The sequence below is a fragment of the Leptospira licerasiae serovar Varillal str. VAR 010 genome, assembly GCF_000244755.1.
GTDB lineage: Bacteria > Spirochaetota > Leptospiria > Leptospirales > Leptospiraceae > Leptospira_B > Leptospira_B licerasiae.
Genome location: NZ_AHOO02000011.1, coordinates 245,383 through 263,656 on the forward strand (window position 1 = coordinate 245,383; position 18,274 = coordinate 263,656).

General features: G+C 42.9%; 10 protein-coding genes. 1 reads left to right on the forward strand and 9 read right to left on the reverse strand.

What is annotated here, in order from left to right:
* Positions 1–215 precede the first annotated feature (215 nt).
* The 5 genes from LEP1GSC185_RS13670 to LEP1GSC185_RS13690 form a co-directional block, all read right to left on the reverse strand.
* A complete protein-coding gene (locus tag LEP1GSC185_RS13670) occupies positions 216–3,314 on the reverse strand; it encodes an Ig-like domain-containing domain (protein ID WP_008595057.1) in 3,099 nt (1,032 codons plus the stop codon).
* A gap of 32 nt (positions 3,315–3,346) precedes the next feature.
* Positions 3,347–6,985 (reverse strand): hypothetical protein, encoded by a 3,639-nt coding sequence (locus tag LEP1GSC185_RS13675; RefSeq protein ID WP_008595585.1) that lies wholly within the window; start codon positions 6,983–6,985, stop codon positions 3,347–3,349.
* A gap of 419 nt (positions 6,986–7,404) precedes the next feature.
* Complete coding sequence (locus LEP1GSC185_RS13680) at positions 7,405–8,475, reverse strand: TMEM43 family protein (protein ID WP_008594129.1); 1,071 nt, start codon at positions 8,473–8,475, stop codon at positions 7,405–7,407.
* Between the two features lie 400 nt (positions 8,476–8,875).
* Complete coding sequence (locus LEP1GSC185_RS13685) at positions 8,876–9,628, reverse strand: beta/alpha barrel domain-containing protein (protein ID WP_008595872.1); 753 nt, start codon at positions 9,626–9,628, stop codon at positions 8,876–8,878.
* Positions 9,629–9,631: 3 nt separating this feature from the next.
* Entirely contained in the window at positions 9,632–9,970 is a 339-nt protein-coding gene (locus LEP1GSC185_RS13690) for an STAS domain-containing protein (protein ID WP_008596972.1), read from the reverse strand.
* Positions 9,971–10,044: 74 nt separating this feature from the next.
* Here LEP1GSC185_RS13690 and murD point away from each other — a divergent pair, with 74 nt between their 5' ends.
* Positions 10,045–11,394 (forward strand): UDP-N-acetylmuramoyl-L-alanine--D-glutamate ligase, encoded by a 1,350-nt coding sequence (gene murD, locus LEP1GSC185_RS13695; RefSeq protein ID WP_008593763.1) that lies wholly within the window; start codon positions 10,045–10,047, stop codon positions 11,392–11,394.
* A gap of 2 nt (positions 11,395–11,396) precedes the next feature.
* On the opposite strand, the gene LEP1GSC185_RS13700 is transcribed toward murD, so the two are convergent.
* The 4 genes from LEP1GSC185_RS13700 to LEP1GSC185_RS13715 form a co-directional block, all read right to left on the reverse strand.
* Positions 11,397–13,379, reverse strand: a complete 1,983-nt coding sequence (locus tag LEP1GSC185_RS13700) for an HD family phosphohydrolase (RefSeq protein ID WP_008594833.1) — start codon at positions 13,377–13,379, stop codon at positions 11,397–11,399.
* Between the two features lie 99 nt (positions 13,380–13,478).
* Positions 13,479–15,833 (reverse strand): patatin-like phospholipase family protein, encoded by a 2,355-nt coding sequence (locus LEP1GSC185_RS13705; RefSeq protein WP_008595374.1) that lies wholly within the window; start codon positions 15,831–15,833, stop codon positions 13,479–13,481.
* 264 nt (positions 15,834–16,097) lie between these two features.
* Entirely contained in the window at positions 16,098–17,492 is a 1,395-nt protein-coding gene (gene flgE, locus LEP1GSC185_RS13710) for a flagellar hook protein FlgE (protein ID WP_008595159.1), read from the reverse strand.
* A 30-nt stretch (positions 17,493–17,522) separates the two neighbouring features.
* Complete coding sequence (locus LEP1GSC185_RS13715) at positions 17,523–18,269, reverse strand: flagellar hook capping FlgD N-terminal domain-containing protein (protein ID WP_008595566.1); 747 nt, start codon at positions 18,267–18,269, stop codon at positions 17,523–17,525.
* Positions 18,270–18,274 lie beyond the last annotated feature (5 nt).

Below are 18,274 nucleotides of genomic sequence, written 5' to 3' on the forward strand. Positions count from 1 at the left end.
CAGTCTTCAATCGCATGATATCGTTCGAATTCGGCCGGAATCGGCACTCGTCAGTGCCTATCCAACCTCGGGTCGGACTTTTTTCTTCAGAAAAACGCCCCACCCTTAAGAGTTTATTTTCAATTTTGGAGAAAACTCTTGGTTCAGGATTTATTCTATTTTTATAATATTATATTTTTATACTTATCCTCTTCTGCTCTTATTCATATAATTCCTTAAGGACATTGCACCACCGTGCCAGGATTCGTAGCCGCCGCTCCTTGGAACTGAAGGCCTCCGAATAGATACGGATAAGGTTCCGTATTCGGGATCGGGATAGTGATCAACTTCAACTTATCCGTCGTGGACTGAAGATTACATACCGCGCCGGAAGAATAATTAGTGATCGCCGAAACATTCAAAGATTTAGGCAGAGGAACTTGACGTAATACGTTATTCACCAATGGGATGATCAAGGAACGGATCAAAGGATCCACAACTTGGAAAATTCCCTTAGGGTCCAATCCGAATGGGTTCACGGAATTTCCTTCGAGAATATCCAGAGTATAAGCCATGCTAGTCTCGTCTTTTTTGATCACAAGACTCATAGCGTTCAAATTATTATACTGAGGCTTTCCGATCGGGTCCGGGTTATCGAAAGGAATAAAATTGAAGGAGCCGTCTCCTTTGATACTAACACGCACAGTATTCAAAAGATAACGACAACTATTGGCCGCTCCGTCCGCTGCTGCAGAAGAACAGGTAATCGAACTTAATGTAGGATATCCGATCTGAGTTCCATTCGGCCTTCTTCCGTAAATCCTCAATTCCAAATCCGTGAAGTTCACAACAAGGGAAGGAATGGAACTTGCTCCTCCAAATTTAAATTCACCGTTAGGTGCATGGATCGCATACACGTCGATATCCACATCATCAGATGATTTTACGTTTTGGATCAGTTTAGTAGAATCACTCGGATTCAAACCTACCAGAGTAGATCTACCCGGAGCCAAAATGTTCAGAAGAGTTCCTACCTTAACCAATTCTTGAGTTAACTGGAAGAGAGGATCTGAACCAGCATACGCAGTAATGGAATCGATAAAAGGTTTATTGATCCTTAAATTTAAGGCGCCGTTTTGCCAGAGACTATAAGCGGCCTGAGTAACGGTGTCTGCAGTTAGGGTCAAAAGAAGTCCAGGGTTTGTGGAACTTTTGGAGAACGGAAAAGTTTTGGTCAGAGCATCCGCTGCAGGAATAGGACGAGTGCTCACAAAACCGGAAGCCAATTGGTGTCCGTGATAATTCGGGTCCGTATTTAGAAGCGGATTTTTAGCCACCAAAGCCACGGAAGCAGAACCGACCAATCCCTTGTTTGCACCCGAAACGGTAGCAGCCACATCCGTTTGGAATTTCAGCTTTAAGGAAAGAGGGAAACTCTGAAGAGGAGCAGGAAGATAGTCCGGCAATACGACATCCAAACCTGGATTCGCTAAAGAGGTCACAACCGCGTTTAACGCATTAGGCGCAACCTTCTGCACCACGTCCTTTAGCATGGATTGAGTGATTGCAGGCTTTAAAGCTGGGACCATATCGTTCGCAATGGACGCAGTTACCGAAGAAAGAAGGTCCGCTGCCCAAGAAGTAGAATCCACATAGTCCACAGAATCCAAAGTTCCGGCATTATTCTTAACTCTTAAATGATCGGACCATTCTTTCGTATAAAAATTGTCGGATGTGGTATTTGCGGGAAGAGCCGCTATAGTCAAAGGAGTTTTAATCGCAATATTAAATTCTCCATTCGTATCAACAACAGTATTCGTATTCGCAATTGCAGCGCGAGGGTTAGTAGTTTCGTTTAAGTTCACTTCTGCAATCGTAGTGAAATAGAATTTACTACCGGAACCTACCAGTCCTAAACCGATTGAACTACGATTCCTCGCGATAATGGCAAGATTAATGATCGCTTTACGACCGTTAATATTTACCTTCAAGTTATTATTCGCCGGAACGCTCAAGCTTGCAGTGATCGTAGGGTCGGCTCCAGTCATAGCAGGGATATTAACTCCCGTGATATAAACGTCCATATCGAAGTCGGAACAACCTAAGAAACATCCGCTACCTACGAACGCTCCTGGATTCGCCCCTGCCCCACCACAATATCCGTCCCCGTTATCCGGGTCTGTAGAATCCCCGAAACTACGGATAAAATTGATCTCAGAGTGATAATCTATACAATAGCTAGTTCTCTTAGATGTACTTTTCGGAGTATTCGAAAAATCTGAAAAAGATTTACCAGTGATCTTATAGTCGTTCTTGGTAAATCTTTCTAAAATTTGACCGAATAATTTTAAAGCTTGGGTCTCGTCTACGATCACAGCCGCACCATTTGTGATCATAGCATACGGAGTAGTATTGACTTTTCCATAATTGAATCCGAAAGATCTACGGAATACCTTGCCGCTTGTAGTAGTGATCTCAAAGATATAAGCGTTTCCGCCTTGGAAGGGCTTAAGTCCTGTTTTTGCTCCCGAAAAACTATTCAGATTCAAAGAAGAAGCAAGAGAGGCAGTCATATCGCAAGGAGGAGCAGCACAGATCACATGTTCCGCGGTAGAACTCAAATGTTTCAGTTTAATGGACTGGATAGAATTCGCTCCGCTAATCGGAGAAGTAAAACTTGCGTTCAAATTCATTGCGATCGTTCCAGGCGAAGCATCAGTATAAGTCAAATCCTTGGAAGAATTCGCCGGACCTACCGATGTTCCGTTTAACGTAGCACTGATCAAATAATCAGGTTCCGTGGTAAATTCCACAGTATAAGGCTGAAGATTCCCTCCTTCTAAACCTTTAGAAGCGCCGGTAAGAATAAGTTGGTAAGTAGTATTCGGTTTTAGTTCTTTGTAAGGGTCAAAGATCAATCTCCCGCCGGATTTCCAATAAAAAGATCCACCCTTTTCAGCGGCAGGACCAGGTAATAATGTTCCGGTTTTTTCCTTTAGAATGAAATCGCCGTTCACTGTAGACTGGGTCATAGGTTCGGAGAAAACGATCTCCAAACTTTTATAACGATCCACTTGGTCTGTAGAAGAAAGATTTAATAATGCCTGGGGTCCCGCAGTCCCGAAATCCACAGGAAGAGTAGCCGGCTCATCAGTATCCTTATAAGGGGTTAAAGCCGCACTAGGAGGAAGACTTCCTCCCGAATCGGAAGCAATCCCGAGACTTGCAAAAATAGAATCGGATAGGCTCCCCTGTTTTTCTCCTCCGCATCCGATGGATACGAAGAATAAAGTGAAACCGATAAGTAAAAATCCCTTGAATGTTTGCATCTTCATTTGTGTCGGTAGTCCCGTTATATATCTATTTTTCATCTTAGTGAGAATATCGCATTCAGATCGTCCCAGTACGTCGACGTGGGCTGTCCATCATTCCAATTGTCGTAAAAGAACGCGTCGGAACCGGAGAAACGACGGCCTCTTTCATAAATATCTCCGAATAAACCGATCAAAGTCCCCGCAGAATATAGGAATGCCCTATTATCCATGAGAGAAGTTTGGATCATATCGGACCTCAGAAGTACTTTAGTATTTTCGAATAGTTCCTCTACAGTGTATTGAGAAGACATGTTCGCATTCTTTTCCAAGAAACTGAAGAAACTACCAGGTTTACCCAATTGGTAACCTGTCGCATATAAATTCCGTCCATAAGGAGCCATAGAATCCAAAACAGGAGGAAGACTAGTCGTCAAAATATCGGAAAGCGTATAAGTTCTCGTATCCAAAGCGGAATTATTCGGATCAGTCACATCTCCTACATAAAAGAGAGAAGAAATTAGATCCAAAGTATTCGTAATTTCAGCCGCTGTGAGTTGGATATCCAACAAGAGATCCAGTAAAAAATCCAAAGATTTCACTAAAGACCAACCGGAAGATCTGGAAACGTAGTCGCGAATTCTTCTTACAAGATCGTCCACTTTTACCCAGGAAGGATCGTATAGGTCATTACGAGGACGATCGTCATATTTGTCCGCGACACGGAAGACCAACCAATCGATACCTTCGTCAATAGCGAATTGGTTCGGACAGTTCGTTTGGAAGTTCGCTACTCCGCCACAATCGGACCAGAGTTTCGTTTGTCCCAAAATCCCGGAAAGACCATCCATTATTTTATCTCTTGCATCCGCCTTTGCAGGATCGCCCAAATTTGTGGTAAACTTAATCAGTCCGGAAAGAATATCAGTTTTACTTAATAGATCGAGAGGACCGTCCGTCATACGATTACGATCTGTGCTTGTAGGCGTAGATGTACCTTCGATCAAAACGCTCAGGAGACTTCTGTAGTTTTTAGAAGGTTTATATTCAACGGTAGTTGCTTTAGGATTTCGTAAGCCGGAACTAATTCCTACAGTTCTAATTTGAACAAAAGAAGGTCCTGGAGAAGGTACTCCGGTTCCCTGGATCGGACTTACGTTGGAATCATATACTCCGTTAGGTCCATATGTTTGGTCAGGGCCATAATAAACGTAAGGACGAGAGAAAATCTCCGCCAAACCTGTAAATAGTTTATATGGATTTTTTCCTGCAGTTCTATTGGCAGGAATTTTAGCATCGTCTCCGAGAGCTTTTGCCAATGATACTATAAATGGAGTTAGGCGGTTTCTTTTATTCCAATTTGTATTTACTTGAGAAGGAGGAGTATCAGTAGTTCCCAAGAAGCCGAGTTGTTTGATCACACCGGCATTTTGGGAAATAACAGGTGGGATCATTCCATAGACGGTAGTTGGGTCAGGAATTAAAAGTGGGAATAATGCGGAATATACTGCGGTAACTTGGAAACCTTCGTTACCTGCTAAACCGTATCCCCAACCTTCTACAAAGAATACAGAATCTGCAGGTTCATTCGATAAATCCTGCAGATTAGTATCAGGGACAACCCAAGGCCCCGCTTGGGTGCTCGAATCGAAAGACTTAAGTGGAGTCCCTTTTTTCTGCCAAAACCCGTTGAAATTTGTGCAATCATCCTTTAGAGGACCACAATTCGGACTAAGGTTCATCATCCCCATGATCCCATTTCCGATCGCAGTAATAAATAAAGCCTCTTGGTAGGTTACTGTTGCAGCTAACTTGGCTCGTACGGGAAGGACCGCTACGAATCTTTTTTCGTATAATAGCCACTGCAAATTTTTATAAAATGCTTCTTCCGCACTAGCAACTTGGATCGGTGCAGGAACAGTTTCAGTTATTGAATAGAATCCTTTATTTGTTAAAACGGCAGAAGCGGCGGTTTGATCCACTCCACCAAGATAAATTCTCCTTTCTCCGCCTGTTCCAGGATCGATCTGCACGTAATACTTGGAAGTATCCCAACTAGGCTGGTACTGTAAAAGATTCCCGTTAGGAGCGATCGGTTGCCCACCACCGTTAGTCTGGCTATAGTAAGGGCCATAACCCTCCAGAGTAACCTTAACGATCCAGTCCAACATCCAAGGAACAGTTTTATTGAATAACTTGTCAAAAGTCGCTTCGGATGCAGGATCTGTGACTTGCTGAGCTTCCCCACGAGAAACAGCTTCTAAAATAGAAAGAACTCTGGTATTGAAACCGATTTTATAGATCGAACCGTCCCTAAAAACCTTGGAACTTGTACGGCTTAATTCGGTAATATTCTTAAAATTGAATGAATCACCCGACCCGATCACGGATCCCATACTGAACATCGCATCCCCTAACGTTAACTCTCCTCCAGTAGTGAAAGGTCCAGTATCAGTTAAAGCGTTATGAGTCGTCTGAGCAGGATTCCATCTATAACCGTAATTATCAGCAAGCGTCAGAATAATAAATAAAGTCTCGAGAGAAGAAAGAGGACGGCTTTCCACATCCGTCTGGCGATTACGTCCATCTCCATCAAGTTGTAAAAGATCTTTAAAGGTCTGACTAGAGCCGGAAGAATTTCGCATAAAATCCAGTAAGTATGCATTCTTAGCGGTCTCTTTCAGAACATTTACAGTTACATCCCCTTGGGCAAAAATTAACCCTTTAATCGTTACAAATAGATCCTGCAACATCGTCCTTAACTCTGCAGGTTTTAAAGTACCGCCTGGAGAATTATAAGCCGCATTGGTGGAATATTCGTTAGCGCTCGGTTCCGCGGGAGAAGTAGTATTTACAGTGAAAAAGTTCTCAGCGTTTATTATAAAATTCTTAAATGAAGTTTGAGGAGTCATTTGATCCTCGAACCCGGCGGCTTTGTACATCATCTCGCCGAAATCATAAACAAGAGAAATAAAACCTTCTTTTAGAGTCCGATCCGTAAGAAGAGAAGGAGCAAAAAATCCTCCTAACAGATTCTCCACTCCGGTGCGGAACGTAGTATTCTTGCGTAATCCTTTATAGAGAAAATCTTCTATATCGTGAAGAGTATCCACAGTATCCGGATCTACTAAAAGATCGGCAGTGTCGTGAATAGAAGTAGCAACTTGATTCGCAGTCTTAGTATTGTATTCGATCAAAAGTTGGTTCGCGCCAATAGGCATTAGATTACGAACCACAGGTTTTTTATAATGACGTATCTTTTCGAAAACAGGCTGGATAGAAGAATACGCAGCGGGATTCGAAGTTTGCATCTTTTCGATCATGTCTGCAAGGCCCAATGAAAGGGTCTGAACGCTAGTTCTACTCTGCAACATAGCGGATTCTAAAGCTCGAATTGTGCCTAAATTATCCGTTCTAGGCGCTTGGGAAAGTGCATCACCCAAGGCTTCATTGAAGCCAACTGGGTCTAGATTGGTAAAAAAGCTTTTCACCACCGGATAAGGATTCAGAAAACTGAATAAAGAAACACCTTTGTAGTCGTCCGTATTATCTGAAAATTGGGAGACCCCACTAGTGTCAGTACCGGCGTGAGAACAAGCCCCGGATAATGATAATATAAGAGAAATGAAAATTATATTTTTCTTAAAATCCAGGAGTCGAAAGTTCCCCCCTGTAGTCTCCCCTATTGGCAGCATCTTCATCCCTTAAACCTCTCTGGGTCCATGTTCGCTTTTTTGAACAATTGTTATTTTTTGGAACCAGAACGGCTTCTATTTATACCGTGGTTCTAAAAAACCTTCAATCTTTTTTTATATCAATTGTTCGGATCGTGTATCGATCGCTATACTGGTACATACTATAACGGTATAGACAAGGATTTTTTTCACTATATTTGATGATTTTTAGGATAACGTACGTTATTTTTAACTGTCTTATACGTCCCTTATTTCCCCAGAATTCCACTTAAAATCATGTTCTAAAGCATGATTTAATCTAGGTTTAAGAAGGTTATTTTGGAAATTTTTTATTAACAAACGGAGGTTTGAGAACCTTCCAAAAATAAAAAGGCCGAGAAAGACCCGGCCTTTTTACTAACTACATTTTGTATAAGTAGCTACGCCGTCGCGGCCCTCTTCTTATAGATAGCATAGCCGATTGCGGCAAGTCCTAATATCAACCAAATATACCAGAACTTCACGAGAAGAATGGTAACTGCAGTAATCAAGAATGCCACAACAGCGAACACTAAAGAAAGCGCTGTTTTCCCCAATTCTCCCACCAGAGGAACAAAACTTAAAAGAGAAAGTAATGGTCCCGCGAGAAGATTAAAACTCACCCACATGGCAATAAAACAACCGAGCCTCATCAGCCATTTTGTTGTATTATCGTCACTTTGGATATCTTTCATTGTCGTCTGGATATCACCCACCGAGGCGTTCAAAAATTTATTACCTTCTTCACTCGTGAATTCGCCGATCGAACTTCCGTTTACCGATCCCACGAAAGTCATACTTTCTTCAGGAATAGGGACAAGAGATACACTGACCCTTTCACAACCTTCGGTCTGGTCGCTCGCGCATTTTTGAGATAAGTAGATATAATCTCCTTCGGCGATTCCTTTAGACAAGTCTGCCGATCCTGGACTCACTGAAGGAACAGCGGAAGTCAGATCCACTTTACCCAAGTTCACACTGTATGTTTTACCTTCGTCGGTTTTCACTTTCGCATCGGAAGCAACGGAACTTTTCTCATCCACGGTTGCTTTGTAGAAAGGTTTAGACTTACAAGCCGGATCCTTGAAATTTTTAGGATTTTTAGGGGAAGATATCCAATCCAATTCACAATCATAGACTGTTTTTTTGGTTTTAGAATCTTCTTTGCTGGTTTCATTCCAAGCATATACTTCGGAAGATTGAGAATAGGAAATATATTTTCCAGGTTTTACGAATTCGCCGCTTAATGTATCAGCGCTCAATTTACCCGTAACGTATGACGCAATCCCGGGTTTTGCCTGGGAAGCAGGTAATGCACCTTTGAGAGCAGCACTTGCTTGTTCGCAAGTTTCCACTTTAAATATCAAAAATAAGGAAAGTGGGAATAGCACTACCCCTGTGAGCATTCCTTTGAAAGAATTACCTATCGATCCGAATATACTCGAACTTTCCCCTGATTCTTCAAACGCCATGTAAAAACCTCCCGATTGGCCTTAAAAAAGACGAAAAGGCATTTTACATTCCACACAATTCGATAGGCAATATCTTTTTTCCAAATGAAAAAGAGAGAAGTTCTTCTCCAAACGTACGTTTTAAGAAAATTAGGGCGGTAAAATCACGCAGAGGCGCAAAGACGCGGAGGGAATATTGTGATATTGGAAATTGCTACAAAAATTCTCTGCGGCTTCGCGACTCTGCGTGCAAAACTTGCAGCCCGCGGCAAGGATACGAAGGGCGCTAGTCCGGCTTGCCGGATGAGCGCGTATGCGCGAACCCGCAGTAGCCTGGTCTGAGCAAAGCGAAGAGCCGCCCAAACCTTTTAGGTATATTCTAATTTTTGAATATTCTAAAAGTTTTTGTGAAAACCCAAACTCAGAAAAGTTCCAGCCAAGCTTTGCGGATATCCGCCTTTTCCATGAAGTAGGTCCCTATAAGTGCAGCGTCCACATGCGAGCGGAACTCATCTAAGTCTGACTTACTTTTGACCCCGGACTCTCCCACCTTCACTATATTGGGAGAAAGTTTAGAGGCAACCTTAGGGACCAAATCTTGGTGAATGGAAAAATCGTCCAGATCGCGAGTGTTAATCCCGACTATGTTGGCGCCGGCCTTGGTCGCAATAACCGCTTCTTCTTCCGTATGGATCTCAGTGAGAACGTCCATATTATACTTTTTGGCTTCTTTGATAAGTTCGGTGAGTTTTTCAGGTGTTAGAATACGAACGATGAGCAGAATTGCAGCCGCTCCGAATTCTCGAGCTTCCGACACTTGCTTTGCATCCAGTATAAAATCTTTTCTTAATATAGGTATGTTGACCTGAGAAGAAACGTTTTTGAGGTCTTGTAGGGAACCGCCGAAGAATTTTTTATCTGTGAGAACAGAGATCGCAGTTGCACCGCATTCCGAGTAAGTTTTTGCGATGGAGACCGCATCGTATTCTTGCCGGATAATCCCGGAAGAAGGACTCATTTTTTTACATTCTGAGATGATCGAAAATTTGCGGGAACGAAGAGATTGCCACAAACCTACTCCGGAATAGGGAGCAGGTTTATATTCGGGAATGGTTTCGATTTCCCTCTTTTTTTCTTCTACGATTTCTTGGAGAACCCGATGTAATGCCATCATCGGTTAAGCACGAAAAGTTCGGAGCGCCTCGTCTTCCGTTTCTCTGATATCAAAGAGAGAGGTTAGTTCGATCACGTCGAAAATTCTTTTGACCGCTGGTTTGATCCCGCAGATCTTGAGGCCGCCTTCTTTTGCGTTCAATTTTCTGAGTGTGGAAATACAAGCTCTGAATCCGGATGAAGACATGTAGTCCACGTCCTGCATGTTCAGAATAACCCTGGTATGTCCTTGGTTATCGATTAGATCGTTCAGATTTTCTTCCACCTCGTTTGCGATAGAAACGTCCAAACGTCCCTTGAGGTAAACTATGAGAACTCCGTCCTGTACCTTGTGATCGAGCAAAGGAACCTACCCTTAGCGATAATTTAGAGACAATTCTCGATGCAAAAAATAGCCTGTCAACCAAGTTCCCCAAGATGAAGAATTTTCCTACCTCCTTATTAGGCCAAAGAGTCCTGGTTCTCGGCGGGGGAGTTTCCGGCATGGCGGCTCTCCGACTCTTGAAAGAGAGACAGGCAAATGCTGTTCTCTGTAATTCGCAACCCTTACCAGATTCGAATGTAACTTTCGTTGGCGAAGATGTAATTCTAACGGACCTTCTTCCAATCGCACTCATCGTAAAAAGTCCGGGTATTTCTCCTTCCCATCAGGTAATTTCCCAGGCTCACTCTCTTGCGGTCCCGGTAGTTTCCGAAGTAGAATTAGCGAGAGCGTTCTATTCCGGAAAATTGATCGGAGTCACAGGCACGGACGGAAAATCCACCACCACTTCTCTCACCGCTCATTTGGTTTCCACCGATTTTCCGGGAACTACCGCGGGAGGAAATATCGGTTTGGCATTCAGCGATTTTTGTCTAAAACCGGTTCCAGTTTCCGTGTTGGAACTTTCCAGCTATCAGTTGGAAGATTCAGGCCCTTTAGAACTTAACGTATCTGTAATATTAAATCTTGCCTCGGATCATTTAGAAAGGCATAAAAATTTGGAAAATTATTTTGCCGCCAAGGCTCGCATCGTGGATCATTCTAATCCTCGCCATACTCTTGTGACCAGCTCCAAACTTTTTAAGGAAAGGATCCAAGGACTCGGGTGGTCCTGCAAAATATTAGTCTTCGGTAGAGAAGAAGGAACCGACGCAGTCATTTCCGAAGAAGAAAGAACAATCAAAACCGGCAAAGAGATTTATGATGCTAAAAACTTCCCTCTTCCCGGAGGTCATAACTTGGATAACCTGGCGGCTTCCATTTTAGCTGCGGAAGCGATCGGTGCAAAACCGGAACATATCCAAAATTTGATCGGGACTTTTAAAGGACTTCCTCATCGATTCCAGTATGTCGGCAAAGCTGCGGGCATTTCTTTTATCAATGATTCCAAATCCACAAATCTTCATAGTATGCTTGCGGGTTTAAACACTTGGAAGGACAAAAAAGGAACTTTCCTGATCTTGGGAGGAAGACCAAAAGTGGAACCTTTGGAACCTTTAAAGGAGTTTTTGTCCTCCGGTATCGGTTGGGTTTTATTGATTGGGGAAGCAAGGGAAACCTGGGCTCCTGTGATCTCTCCCATTTTAGGCACTCATTTGATCTTAGCGGGAGATTTAGAAGAAGGTTTTTCCCAGATTAAAACCGCAGTGCGTTCCGGGAGAGCAAGAGTCACGTCGGTAGTATTTTCGCCTGCTTGCGCAAGTTTCGATCTATATAAGAACTTCGAGGAAAGAGGAGAACATTTTATGAAGTTGGTCTCCGATTGGACCAAAGAAGAGCCTTAGATTTATTTAATATGCCCTTGGTGGTTTAATTTTTCCCAGACCTTGGACTCTACGAATACTTTTAATAGATCTCCGTCCAAATGATTTTCTTTGGCTTCCATTTCTAAAATATCCAAGGCTCTGTCTACCGGGACCGCTTTCTTATAAGGTCTATCCTGATCCGTTAATGCGTCGAATATGTCGGAGATTGTCATGATCCTAGACTGGATCGGGATATCTTCTCCCGAAAGTCCTCTTGGATAACCCGTTCCATTTAATTTCTCATGGTGTGCATGTGCGATGGTCGGCACCATTTTGAGATCGTTGGTCCAAGGGATCTTACTCAAAAATTGGAATGTATGCTCCACATGGGATTCTATCTCTTTTCTTTCGTCAAAATCCAAAGAGCCCTTTTTGATGGTCAGAAATCCGAACTCATAAGGAGAGATGAGTTCTAAATTTTCTCCCTCGGTCGTGATGTATTGCATCTTGGCGATCTCTTCCAAGAACTGGGAATTTGCCTCTTCTAATATAGAAGGTTCGTTACTCTGACTGATGATCTGGAACATGGAGCTGAGTCTTTTACATTCTTCATTAAATTCGAATTCAATCGCCTTTTCGTAATCGGAATATCCGGTATGTCCGTGTTTTTTTAAATATTCTACTTTTCTTAAGTTCAATTTGGATTCGAAATCTTTCTTTAGATATCGGAATCTCCAATCGATGAGACTGATCTCCAGATCTTCCAGTTTTTTGGCTTTTACCAAAACTTTTTCTCTCACTCCTACTTTTCCAAAATCGTGAAGTAGAGAAGCATATCTGATTTCTTTAAGTTGTTCCTTAGAAAATTTTGTGTCCTTGTATTTTCCGAAGCTCACTCGATCTAAGGTCTCAGCAAGTCCGACGGTTAATACAGCAACACGGAATGAATGACCGCTTGTAGTCGGATCCCTGGCTTCGATCGCATTTACTGACGCGGTAACAAATCCTTCGAATAATGTTTCGATCTCTCTCAGAAGATAATTATTCTGAATGGCTACCGCCGCTTGGCCTGCAACTCCAAGCACCAATTGAGTGGAATAGTCGTCGAAAGGTTGGATTTCATCTCCTTTCATCTGTTCCACGGTCAGTTTCTGGCTAAAGTTCCTTTTGCGGTTGATAAGTTGAAGAACTCCTACCACATCTCCCCTATGCCCCTTCATAGGAACGACCAGCATGGATTTTGTATGATAATTCGATAATATATCGAAATTGCTATTGAAGGAGAATTTAGCATCCTCAGGTAGATCGTACACGTCTTGGATGTTCAAAACTTTGCCCGTTTCCGCGACGTAGCCTGCAATGCTGGATTTATTGATTGGAAGAATAAACTCTTCCGTATCTATACTGAGTGCGGAAATTTTAAAACGCAAGTTTCGGATGAATCCGATATCATCCTGTTCTACCAGATATAAGGAACCGGAGTCTGCATTACTGATCTCTCTTGCACTGTATAAGATCTCTCTTAAAAGTTTATCGAAGTCTTTTTCGTTCGCGAGGCTAATACCGATCCTCGTAAGTCGGTTGATCTCGTACTTTGCAGTATTGATCTTATGTAATAGATCAAACTGGTCCGTGATCATATGCAGGTGTAAAAATGCGTTTGCGAATGTTTTAGAAAGATGAAGGTCGGAAGTGATCTCCGGCAATATTCCGAAGATCAGATCGTCTTCGATCTCGGTATTTTTATAACCTTCGTAACCAAGATCGGCATTCAAAATGAACCTTGCCAAGATCAGAGGATTATTTTTGAGCTGCTCTCTAATCTTAGTATGTTCGGATTCTAATGTTTTGTCGGAGATATAAAATAAAATATCTACGAATTGAGGGGTATCTCTGATCTCCGCGGATTCGAAAAAGTCCTTTAGATCGATCAGCTCTGCATGGATCTTAGTACGGAGTATAGAAATCCTTCCGGCAAGAGTAGCGGAATCCGTTACGATGTATTGCTTAAACTTGGATTCCATCCCGATTAACCCATCCTAAGCACCTTTTAAAATCATGGAAAGGAGTTTTTTTCAAGTTTTGACCTTGGATATTACTTCGAAAAACGCCGATAGATCGGTTTAGTTTTTCTTCCTTTCCGAATATACTTTATCTTTAATGATCCTTCCCCAATCCTTTACGAATTTTTGAGAATGTTCGTAACCTATCTCGTACAATCTTTTGTATTCGTCCCAATCGAACGTGGAAAAATCCCTTACGGGTAATTCCACGAAAATATCCGAAGTTTCTTTCGTTTTAAGAAGATTGTTCCGGCTGGATAATAACATGGATCTCATAAATAGCTCGCCGATATGAGGGAAAGAATATCTATCTTCCTTTTTCATAAATTGATTTCCCAAAAGTTTTAAGGCGGAAGGTCCTTCTCCCGGAAATCTGGACTCCACTAATAGTCCGTAGGTTTGGTCCTTATTCGGTTGAGACCCTGCTCCCAAGTCTACGGAGATCAATACATCAGCGCCCTTTCTTCTCACTAAAGAACCCGGAAGATTGTCCCAAAGTCCGCCATCCACATACAATGCGCCGTCGCTATAGAAAGGAGGAAATATCCCGGGGATAGAAGTGCTCGCCCGAATCGCCTTCCATACTTCTCCTTGTTCGAATACTTTCGGCTTAGAGTTCGTAAGGTCGCATGCCACCGCTAAAAAAGGGATCCATAATGTTTCTATTTTTCTATTTCCGAAAAATTCTTTGATCGCTTTGGAATATTTCGTACCTTTCAAAATGGAAACGAAAGGAAGAGTATAATCTCTAGTAAGTTTCGCTTCTATCCAGACTTCCTTTATGAGTCGAAGAGATTCGTCGAATCCGTAACCCATAGCAAATAATCCAGCCATAATGGAACCTGCACTCGTTCCTCCGATCAGATCTATCGGAATACCTGCTTCACTCAAGGATCTAAGCAATCCCAAATGCGCAAAACCTTTAGCGCCTCCGCCGGAAAGTGCGATCCCTACAGATCTACTTTCCAATCTTCTTGCAATACGATCGAATTCACCTTCTCGATTCTTTCGCAAGATAAGTTTTTGGCCGGGCAATTCATGAAGAACATTCTCTAATTCTTCCCAACGAGTATAAGAATCCTCCAAATAGATCACGGATTCTTTCATGGTTTCGCCGAGACTCCCTCCTTGGATCAAGTTCCAAGAATAAGAATTTTCTAATATTGGGCGTCCTGTCTCGGCAAGAAGAAGGACTCGATCCGCCTGCCTAAGACTTGTCTCCGCCCAAATAGGATCTCCCGTCGGCTCCACTTCGAACACTACGTTGTCGTATTCTTTTTCCAGCCCTCCAAACCAGGACAAAAGATCGGGTATCCCGAACCGTATTCCGTTTTTATGATATATTTTCTTCTCTTTTAGAAATTTGGAAAGTTTCCCCTCGTTTACGGACAAAGTAGAACCGAAGGACTTTAAGGATTTAGAAAGTTCTATCGAAAAATCCTTTAGGGGAAAACCTTCCGTTACCGGGACTAATGCTATCGTATGTACTTTCCGTCCGAATCGCGAGGATTCCTTATTTTTTTCCCCCAACCTTCTGGCGATGGTTTCGGTCACATGGAATAATGCCTCGGGCGACTCGGAGATAAATTTTCTGAAACCATTTCTGGAAATTTGGATCACTTGAGAAGATCGGACCGCATACACCGAAGCGGAACGGGGCTCCCCGGTTAATAAGGACATTTCTCCTATGATATCACCTTTCGCGAATTCTCCTTCGCCGGTGATATTCCCATGATCATCCGAAACGGTATATCTGAACCTACCCGATAATATTATAAAAAGCGAATTTCCAGGCTCTCCTTGGAGCATCAATCTTTCGCCGCCTGGAACATACAACCATCTCAAGTATGGAGTCAATTCCCCGATCTTTTTGCGATCTATATGAAAGAGTAATTCTAGATTTGAAATGAATCCTAAAAGCTCCTTTTGACTGGGTTCATAGGAAGCCATTCTAAAAAATCTTTTAGTCTCTAATCTTTCCTTCCAACGTACGGAAGTTTCAGGATGTTCAGTCTCCCATTTATGCCAATTTTTAGAACTGATCCTTAGGAGTTTACAGTCCGTTTCCGTCCTGACTCCGAACTTTCCCTCTTTCCATCGATAGAATCCTGCCTCTCCAAAATGAGAACCCACCCCTAAGCTGCGGATCAGTAGCTCCTCGCCGGAAGAGGCTTTTGTGAATTCCTCGCATTTTCCTTCTAATAGAAAATAAAACCATTCGGAAGATTTTTCCGGAGATATCAGAACAGTGCCTGAATTTACGGATCTATATTCGAAAAGTTTGGTAAATGACTCGGTTTCTTCCTGGCTCCAATCTCTGAACATCTCTCGATTGGACAAAAGTATAAACCCGAACCATCCGTCTCTTTCTTGGGCAGCGTTTTTAGTTCCGGTCTTTTTCTTTTTTTCTCTCACAACTTTAGTCTCTGGTATAGCGTTATAGATCAGACTCGAAAAAAGTATAAGTATTACAATCCGAAATATTGTCGTTTTAATTATCGGGCGGTCCTCCCGCAAGCGGGAGTCGCGCTGCTCCGGGTTCGCTCGCGCTCATCCGGGCAAAGCCCGGACTAAAGCCCTTCACATCGCTACCGCGGGACTTCTCACGTAAAAAAAGAAAAACGCCCGAAGGATTTCCCACGGGCGCAAACAAAATGAATAGGAGATCTAAATTAGCGATTAACGTTTCAGACCCAGGACTTCCTGTAACATTTGGTCCGTGGTGGTGATCGTTCTTGAGTTCGCTTGGAAACCTCTTTGAGTTACGATCATATCGGTGAACTGATCGGAAAGATCCACATTCGACATTTCTAATAGACCTGCGTTAATCTTTCCTCTACCAGCGATACCTGCTTCTCCGATCATAGGTTCGCCCGAGTTATTGGAAAATGCGAACATAGTATCTCCCGCCTTATCCAAACCTGCCGGGTTATTGAAAACTGCGGTCGCAATTCTTGCCAATGGTTGTTTGATCCCGTTGGAATAAACTCCGGTAACTGTTCCTGAATTATCAATGGAGAATGACTCCAGATATCCCATAGTATATCCGTCTTGTTTTACTGCTTTAGTTGTAAAATCGGAAGAGAACTGAGTGATCCCGTCCACCATTCCAGCCTCGCCCAAGGCAAGATCGAAACTTTGGACTTGAGGATTACCTGGAAGTTTGAAGGAAACCTTTGCACTTAGTTTTCCGGTGTTCATAACGTCGGTCCCATCGGAAACATAAACGATCTTTCCGTCAGGAGTGAATCCGAACTCAAGTTCGGTAAGTCCTGGCATTTGAGTGTTTTGCCCGCCGGTTGCCGCAACATCCACGGAAAGTTGAGTAGAATCAGTCAAAGACGTTCTTGCTTTCCAAGTATTTTCGCGGACTTTGTAGAATTCCATTTTGAATTCTCTCTCTGCACCTTGGTCGTCAAAAACTTTAATAGTAGTTACATGTCCTCTTCTTGCCTTAGGATCCGGATCGTTGATCATAGCGGTGATCTCTTCCTGAGTTGCGTCAGGTGGAACTGCTTGCACGGAAGAATTCAAGTTGGATCTGAAATCCACTTTGGAAGTAGCTCTCGCAGGTTCCTTTGAATATACCGGAATGATAATATCTTCGATAGAAGCCGAAGAGTTGATATATTTGTTCCCTTTTTCATCTAAGCGGGAATTCCAACCTTGCACTTTCAATCCATTTGCAGGGTTTACATAATAACCGTTCTTATCTAAGTTAAACGCACCCGCTCTGGTGTAGAATTGTTTGTCTCCATCCTTAACGATGAAAAAACCTTCTCCGGAGATCGCAACGTCAGTGTTCTTACCAGTGGTCTGTAAAGCACCTTGGGTCATGATCTTATCGATCGCAGCGATCAACGCCCCCAAACCTACTTGTTGAGGGTTCACCCCTCCAATGTTTTCCTTAGGCTCGGAAGCTCCTCTTAACTCTTGGGATATCATATCTTGGAAAGTGACACGTTCCGTTTTAAAACCGTGGGTGTTCACGTTGGAAATATTGTTACCGATTACGTCCATCCTCACTTGGTGGTTTTTTAAACCGGAAACTCCTGAATAAAGGGATCTCATCATGGCGCTTATACCTCGAAATTTTCTATTTAATTAATAATTGCTATCGTTCGGTTTTCCCGGAAAACTCCAGCCTGGAGCTCCGGAACTTGTTTCTTCAAAACCGGATTCTTGGGACGCGCCCATATTCTGGTTTTGTAATGTCTCTTGGAATTGTTGCGTTTGCATTGTTGAAGTTCCAGCAGAGGAACCCGCTGTAGGAGTTCCAACAGGCGCATTAAGGGAAGATCCTGCAACGCCAGGGGCTGCTGTTTTTGGAGATTGTGCTCCTTGCCCTTCTTGTTGATTGATCACCGCGGGATCTGTGATCAAAGTGATCGCATCGATCTCCACCGTTCTACCGTTCACTCTTACGAAAGATTTACCTTCTCCATCGAAAAATAATGCACCTGCGGTCCCTACTACGTTCTCACCTGTCACAAAATCAGGACCGGAAACGATCTTACCCACAAGGGAGAAACTTTGACGATTGGTCATCTTTCCGATCCCTTGTGAGATATTATTCATCTGCTCTAAGGAAGAGAATTGCGCCATCTGTGCGATAAAGTCCTGATCCTTAACCGGATTGGTAGGATCTTGGGAAGAAAGCTGAGTGATGAGAAGTTTTAGAAAATCATCTTTTCCTAATGCTTTCGCGGTGGAACGTATCTCGATCCCTTGGAGACCGCTTTTTTCTTCCTTCTCCAATTTATCAAAATGCTTCCTTAAATCGTAACTTCTGTCTCCTTCGAGATAACGGCTACGTGTAGCTTCGTTAGAAACCGCGTTTGCTTCAGGCATGATCC

What these genes read in the sequence shown, in the direction of transcription:
- LEP1GSC185_RS13670 (WP_008595057.1), bottom strand. Translation starts at nt 3,314, where the DNA reads ATGAAGATGCAAACATTCAAGGGATTTTTACTTATCGGTTTCACTTTA.
- LEP1GSC185_RS13675 (WP_008595585.1), bottom strand. Translation starts at nt 6,985, where the DNA reads ATGCTGCCAATAGGGGAGACTACAGGGGGGAACTTTCGACTCCTGGAT.
- LEP1GSC185_RS13680 (WP_008594129.1), bottom strand. Translation starts at nt 8,475, where the DNA reads ATGGCGTTTGAAGAATCAGGGGAAAGTTCGAGTATATTCGGATCGATA.
- LEP1GSC185_RS13685 (WP_008595872.1), bottom strand. Translation starts at nt 9,628, where the DNA reads ATGATGGCATTACATCGGGTTCTCCAAGAAATCGTAGAAGAAAAAAAG.
- murD (WP_008593763.1), top strand. Translation starts at nt 10,045, where the DNA reads ATGAAGAATTTTCCTACCTCCTTATTAGGCCAAAGAGTCCTGGTTCTC.
- LEP1GSC185_RS13700 (WP_008594833.1), bottom strand. Translation starts at nt 13,379, where the DNA reads ATGGAATCCAAGTTTAAGCAATACATCGTAACGGATTCCGCTACTCTT.
- flgE (WP_008595159.1), bottom strand. Translation starts at nt 17,492, where the DNA reads ATGATGAGATCCCTTTATTCAGGAGTTTCCGGTTTAAAAAACCACCAA.
- LEP1GSC185_RS13715 (WP_008595566.1), bottom strand. Translation starts at nt 18,269, where the DNA reads ATGCCTGAAGCAAACGCGGTTTCTAACGAAGCTACACGTAGCCGTTAT.